An 8,168-nucleotide genomic window follows, 5' to 3' on the forward strand; every position below is an offset into this window, starting at 1 on the left:
CCGCTTGCGCGTTAGGACGAGACCGCCGGGCCGGCGGCTGCCGGAAGCCAGAGCCGATCAGCGAAAAAGCGCTCGCGCAACAGCATCACCAGGGTCGCCCGTTTGTGAGGAAAGTCGAAATTCTTGATCTTGGCGAACCCCGAGCGTTCCAGATTGCGAAGCTGCTGGGAATGCGCCGCCGCGGGCTCTCCCACGATCCGCTGCGTACGGCAATCGTCGAGGAACATGTAGTGCATCAACGAGGGCAGCCACGCGCTGATATAACGACGGCCGCGAAAAGCGTCCTCGCCCACGACCACGTGCCATCCCCGATCGTAGTCCCCGGCATCATAGAACGGCGCAATCCGATTTTCCTTGGCCCAGTACAGCTCGAAATAGCCAAACGGCTCATCACCGAAGCAACCTATCAGCGGCAGCATGTGAGGATCGGCCAGGATGCCGGCCAGATAGCGTCGATGCTTGTCGAGATCGCCCGCCTCGTTCCAGAACGCATCGACACGGGGGTCATTCATCCAGCGATGCAACAGATGGAGATCATTCTCGAGAGCGGCCACGCGAAACGAGACGACCTGCGACAGCCAGGGGATGAACCGGCTATACACTTTTCCTGTCGGCTTTGCGGCGCGCCGCGGATGCCGCCGTCCGTCCGTCAAGACGTGGAGTTGCGGAAATGGCGGTCGTTCGGGGTGCACCAGCCAATTGTCCCGTCGCTGCATGACCAGTTCGGAAAGCAACACCAACTGTCCCTCGGACATGAAGGCAAGGCCGCTATCCATCAGTTCCCGCGCAAGCGAGGCTCCATCAGCAAGACCGAGAACGATCCGATCAGCGCCCGGCCACCAAGCAAACAGCGCTTCGGCGGACGCCGACACGGCCCGTGCCGCAAGCTGACTGTCCTTCGACGCATTCAAGACCTCAAGGTGATCGACGCGATCCCGAAGACGCAGTTCCAATGCCGTTACGTCATCGGCAACGACGCGAAGGCGATCGCCTTCCTGGAAAACCATCAGAGCGGAGTACGGGCCGACCGGAAACGCACGAGGTCCGGTCCCGGAATCCGAAGCCTTGTTCATCCGGCCCTCGCATCTCGATCATCGTTGACGCGTGGTGTAGATCACTCGCCTACAGGCTGACAAGAAATGCGCGCACACGCAGATTAGATTCTCTACAAATCTGACAACCTGTCGCAAAACGGATCGCATGCTGTCGTTTACATGCGACAGAAAGGCACCGGCACTTCGCCACAATATATCTAAAGTGGCGCGTTGGTTGGAACTGCGGAAACCTCAGCAACGTTATCAGCCCTCGCCTCACTTGCGACGATCTTGCCGTCACGCAGCCGCACCAGATGATCCGCGATCCCGAAATAGCGATCATCGTGGGAAATCACGATGATGGTCTTTCCGAGATGCTTCAGATCCGATAGCAGCTCCGTGTAGAAGATGTGCCGGAAGGCCGGATCCTGATCCGCGGCCCACTCGTCGAACACGAGAACGGGTCTTTCCTCCAGCCACGCATTCATCAGGGCCAATCGCTTGCGCTGTCCGGTCGACAGGTCCGTCGTCGTGAACACGCCGTTCTCGACGGAGACCTTGTGCGCGACCTCCAACCGCTGGAGGTAGCGCTCCGCGACATCGGGAACCACGCCCTCTCCGCGTATGAGATCCTCGAACAGATAGTAGTCGGAGAAGATGGTCGTGAAGAGCTGGCGGTAATCGTCCCGCGTCTCCGTCAGGACGGGCGAGCCGTCGCGAAGCACGAGGCCGCCATGAGGAGCATATAGGCCCAGCAACAGCTTGATGAGAGTCGTCTTTCCGCTTCCATTCTGCCCCACGATGAAAACGATTTCTCCCTGCCGGACAACCAGATCAACCGGCCCAAGGACGAAGGGGGCACTGCCCGGTACGGCGCGAAAGGCATAGGTGACGCCACGAAGCTCGATCGATTCGATTGTAGTCTTGCCCGGCGGAGCGGGAGCAGTGGCCAGAAGATTATGCTCGGGGGTCGAGAACTGCTCCGAGAGTTCCGCAATGCGCCGCATCGCGACCTGGGCGCGGCCAAGCGCCGGCAGGATACCGATGACCTGATCAATGGGTCCGCGCATGTAGAGCAGGACCAGCACGAAGCCACTGGAAACTGCGGCAGGGCTGTCGGGCCAAAGGAACGGACGCAAGGTCAGCGCCACGCCGATCACGACAAAAAACAGCATCGTGCCGAACGCCCGCGCCGTCACGAACAGATTGATCGACCTGATCTGCACCGAGCTGATCCGGTCGACGGTCTGCTGGAGTTGCTCGGCATAGACGCGCCAACGGCGGACGCGATTGAGACGCAGCTCCTTGGCGCCCTCGGCAATCGCGCGATACTGCTTGTGCAGCTGATCCTCCGCATCGCGCGCCACGTTGAAGCCGTGGACGCCTCTGGTTCTTGCATAGCCATGCGCCAGCGACCCCAGAACTATGACGGCTCCCGTGATCAGGAACAACGGCCACGACAGCACTGCCAGGTAAACCATGCAGCCTAGCGCGATCACGAGGGAGACGAAAAAGGACGAAAAGAAGAACGCGAAATCGCTGATCGTGTCGACGTCCTGCGTGAGGACCGGGATCAGGCGATGGGTCCGGTAGATTTCGAGCTGATCGATGGGCGCGGCCAGGATTTTGGCGGCCAGCGACTTGCGAAGCTCGGCGATGATCCGCTGTCCGACGTAATTGGCGCTGACATCGGCGCCGATCGACCCGATCAAAATCAGGAGGCACAGGCCGGCAAACGCCAGCAGTAGCGTGATGACGTCGGCCTGCGTGGCATAGAGCCCGTGATTGACGACCGCGAGCAACGCCGCGACGCTGGCACCGCCAACCAGACCCAGAACGATGCCGCCGAGCACGAGCGGCCAGTAAGGTCGCAGGAGGTGCAGAATCTGCGCCATCAGGCCGCTTCGTGAGTTCATGATGAGAGCCGCGCTGGAGGAGACCTGATGCGAACCTATACGGTCCGTCACGATCAGAACAAGCCGTGCCGATGTGATGCGAATACATGATGGCAGCACCGCGCTTCCAGCACTTATTTCGTCGGCTCTTTCGATGGATTCTAATTTGGGATCGCCAATGCCTTTAATATGATGCGGGTAGTACCGCTTTTGCAGCGCAGCCGGCGGGCGAGCAGGATTTTGATCCAACGCCGTGCCGGGCCGCGACATCCGGACATCGAAGCACTTGAAGGCCAGCATCGGACAGGCCCGATGGAGAATGACTTTGGACCCGCTTATCTCCGAAACCCGCATCGTGCTTCCCGATGCCACCGGCCTCGCTGCGCGGATGATCGATCATCTGGCCGAGCATGACATCGCCTTCGAGGACCGCGACGGCCTCATGGTGGCGACATTGCCGTTCGGAACCAGTTCCCTCGCCGTCGAGGCCGAAGTGCTCAAGATCCGCGTCGAGGCCGACGACAAGGGTAATCTGGAGATGCTGCGCGCGGTCGTCGCCTCGCATGTGATCGAGTTCGCGGGCGACATTGCCCCGACCATCGTTTGGTCCGGTCATGAGTCCAACGGCGGCACGCTGGCCAACTTCCGCGAGGTGCGGCTGAAGACCGCGATCACCCTGACGCCGCACATGCGGCGGCTGACCTTCACCGGCGAAGACATCGCCCGTTTCGTGAACGACGACGAGTTGCACGTGCGGCTGTACTTCCCGCCCGAAGGCCTCGCCAAGCCAGAATGGCCGTGGCCGGCGCCGGACGGACGTATCCTTTGGCCGGAGCCCGACCGCAGGCCCGTGACCCGCTATTACACGATCCGCCGCATCGACTTGCAGACCCGCGAGATCGATATCGATTTCGTGATTCATGATCATGCCGGACCGGGCTCGGCCTTCGCCGTCACCGCAAAGGCCGGCGCCGTCTGCGGCATGGCCGGCCCGCTCGGCCGCGGCATTCGTCCGGCACGCTGGTTGCTTCTCGCGGGCGACGAAACCGCCCTCCCCGCCATCGCGCGAATTCTCGAGACGCTGCCGGCGACGGCAACAGGTGAGGCCTTCATCGAGGTTGCCGATCGAAGCGAGGAAGTTCCGCTGGTCGCGCCGAGCGGCGTAGCGATCCGCTGGCTGCATCGCGCGGGCCGTCCGGCCGGAACGACGGAGATCCTCGTCGACGCCGTCAAGGCCGTGCAATGGCCCGACCATGGCGAGGTCTTCGCCTGGGTCGCGTGTGAGGCGCAGGCGCTGAAGACCCTGCGAAACCATTTGCGCGACGAGCGAAAGCTCTCCCGCGATCAGCATCTGGCCGTCGCCTATTGGAGCCTGCGCCAACCATGACTTTCCAAAACGCGCAGACGGACGAAAGCACGCTCGCCGCGCCGACCGGCACCACGCAGGCCTTACAAAATGTACCCCCCTCGTTGTTCGAACTCGACCAGGTCGGCTTCGCGGTGGCTGGGCGCGCGCTGCTCGAACCACTCACCTTGTCCCTTCCCGCGCGCAGCGTCGTCGGACTGATCGGGCATAACGGCTCCGGCAAGTCGACCTTGCTGAAATTGTTGTCGCGCCAGCAGCCAAGTTCGTCGGGAATGATTCGTTTCGAGGGTCGCGCACTAAGCGCCTGGAGCGATCGGGACTATGCCCGCAAGGTCGCCTACCTGCCGCAGCAGACGCCGCCCGCCGCCGGCATGCTGGTCAGAGAGTTGGTCGCACTCGGCCGCTATCCCTGGCACGGCGCGCTCGGCCGGTTCAGCGAGATCGACCGCAAGAAGGTCGAAAGCGCCATGGCGTTGACCCATATCGAGCCATTCGCGGACCGCCTGGTCGATACGTTGTCCGGCGGCGAGCGTCAGCGGGCCTGGATCGCCATGCTGGTGGCGCAGGATGCCGAGTGCCTCCTGCTCGACGAGCCGACCTCGGCGCTGGACATCGCCCATCAGATCGAGGTGCTGTCGCTGGTCAGGCAGTTCGCCCGCGAACGCAATCTTGGCGTGGTCGTCGTGCTTCACGACGTCAACATGGCCGCCCGCTTTTGCGACGAGATCATCGCGCTCCACTCCGGCAAGCTGATTGCCCGCGGCAAGCCGGAAAAAATCATGACGCCCGCCGAGCTCGAAACCATCTACGGCATCCCGATGGGCGTGATACCGTCGCCGGATCACGACCATCTGATCAGCTTCGCGCGGTAAGCGGCATCGCTTGGGCCGTAGTCATCGCCGCTGCGGGCGCAGCAGCCAGATGAGGTAGGGTCCGGCGAGCATCATGGCGAAGATGCCGGCGGGCATCTGGAACGGGAAGATCACCATGCGCCCGGCCCAATCCGCTGTAACCATCAGGATTGCCCCGATCAACGCGGCCAGCGCCGCCTGATGCAGCGCGCGCTGCGCTCCCATCATCCGCGCCATATGCGGCGCGATGAAGCCAACCAGGCTCAGAAGGCCAACCATCAGCGTCGCCGTCGCGGTCAGCAATGCCGTAAGCAGCATGATGATGATGCGGCTTCTCGCCAGCGAGATGCCGACCGAACGCGCGGCCGTCGCTCCGAGCGGCAGAATGTCGAGCCAGCGCGACAGCAGCGGCACCATGATCAGCAGAACGAGCGCCGCCCCAGCGAGGACCGCGGCCTCGGCCGGACCGATCTGGTAAAGCGACCCGGTCAGCAACGACAGCAGCGTGCCGATCCGCGGATCGCCCGTCGCCAGCGCCATGGCGATGATCGCGCCGAACGCCGCGCTCATGGCGACCCCGGCCAAGAGCACGCGCTCCGGACTGAACTCGGACCGCCGGCTGAACAGCAGCACCAGCGCCAGCACGATGAAGGCGCCGATGCCGGCCGCCGCAATCTGCGCCAGCCGCGTGTGCGCGGGAAAGAGATAGAGCAGAACGATCACGCCCATCGCGGCGCCATAGCTGATGCCCATGACCTCCGGCGCGGCCATCGGATTGCCGGTCATTCGTTGCAGCAGCGTGCCGGCGACCGCCAGCGTCGCGCCCGCGGCCAGCGCCGACACCACGCGCGGCCCGCGCCACGGCCAGAACTCCTGCAAGCCGGACGGACCGCTCCAGTGCCAGCCGTCCGAGCCGACCCCCAGGGCGAGTGCGATCCAGACCACGAGCAGCAGCAAGGCAAGAGCGAACAGGATCACGCGCCAGGGGTGATCGAGGCGCGGCGGAGCGGATGGCGTCAGATTTCCCATCGGCATGGTAGCCCGCAGCCGCGGCAGCAGCAGGAGCAACATCGGCGCGCCGATCAGGGCCGTCACCGCGCCGGCCGGCATTTCGCGATAGCCGGGCGGAATCAACATCACGAGCTGATCCGTCAGCCACAGCAGCACGGCGCCGCAAAGAGGCGCCCAGATCAGCCGGTCGCGAAAGCGACGCGCGCCCGACAGCATGACGATAGCGGGCGCGGACAAGCCGACGAATCCCATGACGCCGACCACGCTGACGACCGAAGCGCTGAGCGTGATCGCAATGACGAGCGCGAAGATCCGCGCTCGCGTCAATCCAAGGCCCAGATTGCGCGCGGTCTCGTCGTCGAACCCGAGCAAGGTCAGCGGACGAACCATCGCCGCGATCAGCACGATCGAAATCAGGAGCCGCGGCGCCAGGAACGTCACGTTGCTCCAGTCCTGCTGATTGAGGAAACCCGCACCCCAGATGAACAGCCCGATCAGATATTCGTGGTTGAGCAGCACCAGCGCCTGGGTGGTCACGGCGCAGTAGTAACTGACGATCAATCCCGCGAGCACCAGGACGACGGGCGACAGCGCGCGTTTCCAGGTCAGCCCAAACACGCAGAGGAACGCGGCGAACCCGCCGAACAGCGCAATCCACTCCCGGCCAAAGGCAAGCAGCGACGGCGCCCAGAGGGTTGTCACAGCCAGCGCGAGATACGCGCCGTTCAGGACACCGAGAGTGCTCGGTTCAGCGAGCGGATTACGCAGCACCTGCTGACAAACGGCGCCGGCGAGGCCGAGAGCTGCGCCGGCCAGCAGAGCCACTGCGATTCGCGGAAACACCGTGTAGTGCACGAGCATCTGTTGCGGATCGGTGATCTCGGGCCGCCACAACACAGGCAGCCAGGCGCTCGCGGGCAGATATCCCGACAGGTTCCGCCAGGTGAGCGCGGCCGCGGCCGCTACCAACAACCCGATCAGCATCGCCGGATGCATTTCGAAGCCGGATCGGGCCGGCAGCGCGTCAACCTTGCTCATGGCTTTCCCGCGGCAACCGTTCGGCGAGAAGACGAGCGAAACGCTCGGCCGCCGGCACGCCGCCATAGAAGAACTGATTGTCCAGGATCGTGAGCCTGTGCGACCGAAGCGACGGCAGGGTCCGCAGCACCGGGCTAGCCTTCAGCAGCGCTTCGACATCGGCGACCCGCGAGGTCATCAACACCAGCCGCGCGTCCGGAACCGCGGCCAGCACTTCGAGCCCAACACTGGTATAGCCCCATGGGCCGCTCTGTCCGGGCCAAGCATTCTTCAATCCGAACTGGTCGAGCACCTCCTGATAGAGGCTGTTCGGACCGAACACGAGCGCGCGGTTACGCGCGATCTCGCTGACGAGATAGAGCGGCTTGCCGCCGCGATCGCGAAGCCGCTCGCGATAGCCAGCCATGGCAACATCGAAGCGCGCGAAATAGGCTTCGCAGGCCCCCTGCACCCCGAGACGTTTCGCAAGCTCCATCGTCGAACGGCGTGCCGTGTCCAGGGGATGCCCGCCGGGTCTGAAGATCGTGAACATTTCGACCGGCGCGATCAGCTTGAGCCGGGGCACGACGGCCGCGATGCTGGGATCAATGATGATGATCTCAGGCGCGAAGCTCTGCAGCAGCTCGAGATTGGGCTCCGAACGCAGGCCGATCTCCTGAACGCCGGGCGGGACAGCCGGCTCGACCACGAGCCGGCCATAGCGCTCGATTTCCGGAATTACCAACGGCACGACGCCAAGCGCCAGTATCGTCTGGGCGCAGGCCCAGCCCAGCGCGGCGATCCGCGGCCCGGCTGGCGATCCTCTGGTTTGGGCAAATGCCATCGGCCATGCGCCCGCGAGCGCCGTGCCTCCGATCGCCGCGCCCACGCGGAGAAGCGCGCGGCGGGACAGCCTGTGGTGTGGGACGAACGTGCTCATGGAATGCAGTTCAGGAGAGGACAATGACAGTCATGACATACCCTCGTTCGCGCC

Annotated in this window: 6 protein-coding genes; 2 read left to right on the forward strand and 4 right to left on the reverse strand. The window is 63.9% G+C overall.

Translation table 11 applies throughout. The features are described 5' to 3' along the window. Positions 1-11 precede the first annotated feature (11 nt). Together XH96_RS24405 and XH96_RS24410 are read right to left on the reverse strand one after the other, a co-directional pair. Positions 12-1,073, reverse strand: coding sequence for a GNAT family N-acetyltransferase (locus XH96_RS24405; RefSeq protein ID WP_194388013.1), 1,062 nt, complete (start codon positions 1,071-1,073; stop codon positions 12-14). 179 nt (positions 1,074-1,252) lie between these two features. After that, positions 1,253-3,199, reverse strand: a complete 1,947-nt coding sequence (locus XH96_RS24410; protein WP_371739876.1) for a cyclic peptide export ABC transporter — start codon at positions 3,197-3,199, stop codon at positions 1,253-1,255. 55 nt (positions 3,200-3,254) lie between these two features. On the opposite strand from XH96_RS24410, the gene XH96_RS24415 reads away from it, so the two are divergent. Next, positions 3,255-4,316, forward strand: coding sequence for a siderophore-interacting protein (locus XH96_RS24415; protein WP_194388014.1), 1,062 nt, complete (start codon positions 3,255-3,257; stop codon positions 4,314-4,316). Beyond that, positions 4,313-5,167 (forward strand): ATP-binding cassette domain-containing protein, encoded by an 855-nt coding sequence (locus tag XH96_RS24420; protein ID WP_194388015.1) that lies wholly within the window; start codon positions 4,313-4,315, stop codon positions 5,165-5,167. Before XH96_RS24415 ends, XH96_RS24420 begins: the two co-directional genes overlap by 4 nt. A 21-nt stretch (positions 5,168-5,188) precedes the next feature. On the opposite strand, the gene fhuB is transcribed toward XH96_RS24420, so the two are convergent. Both fhuB and XH96_RS24430 read right to left on the reverse strand, forming a co-directional pair. Then, positions 5,189-7,195, reverse strand: a complete 2,007-nt coding sequence (gene fhuB / locus XH96_RS24425; RefSeq protein WP_194388016.1) for a Fe(3+)-hydroxamate ABC transporter permease FhuB — start codon at positions 7,193-7,195, stop codon at positions 5,189-5,191. Beyond that, positions 7,182-8,114, reverse strand: coding sequence for an ABC transporter substrate-binding protein (locus tag XH96_RS24430; RefSeq protein ID WP_194388017.1), 933 nt, complete (start codon positions 8,112-8,114; stop codon positions 7,182-7,184). The genes fhuB and XH96_RS24430 overlap by 14 nt, the downstream gene beginning before the upstream one ends. Positions 8,115-8,168 lie beyond the last annotated feature (54 nt).

Origin of the sequence: Bradyrhizobium sp. CCBAU 51765 (assembly GCF_015291725.1) — a bacterium.
GTDB classification, from domain to species: Bacteria; Pseudomonadota; Alphaproteobacteria; order Rhizobiales; family Xanthobacteraceae; genus Bradyrhizobium; species Bradyrhizobium liaoningense.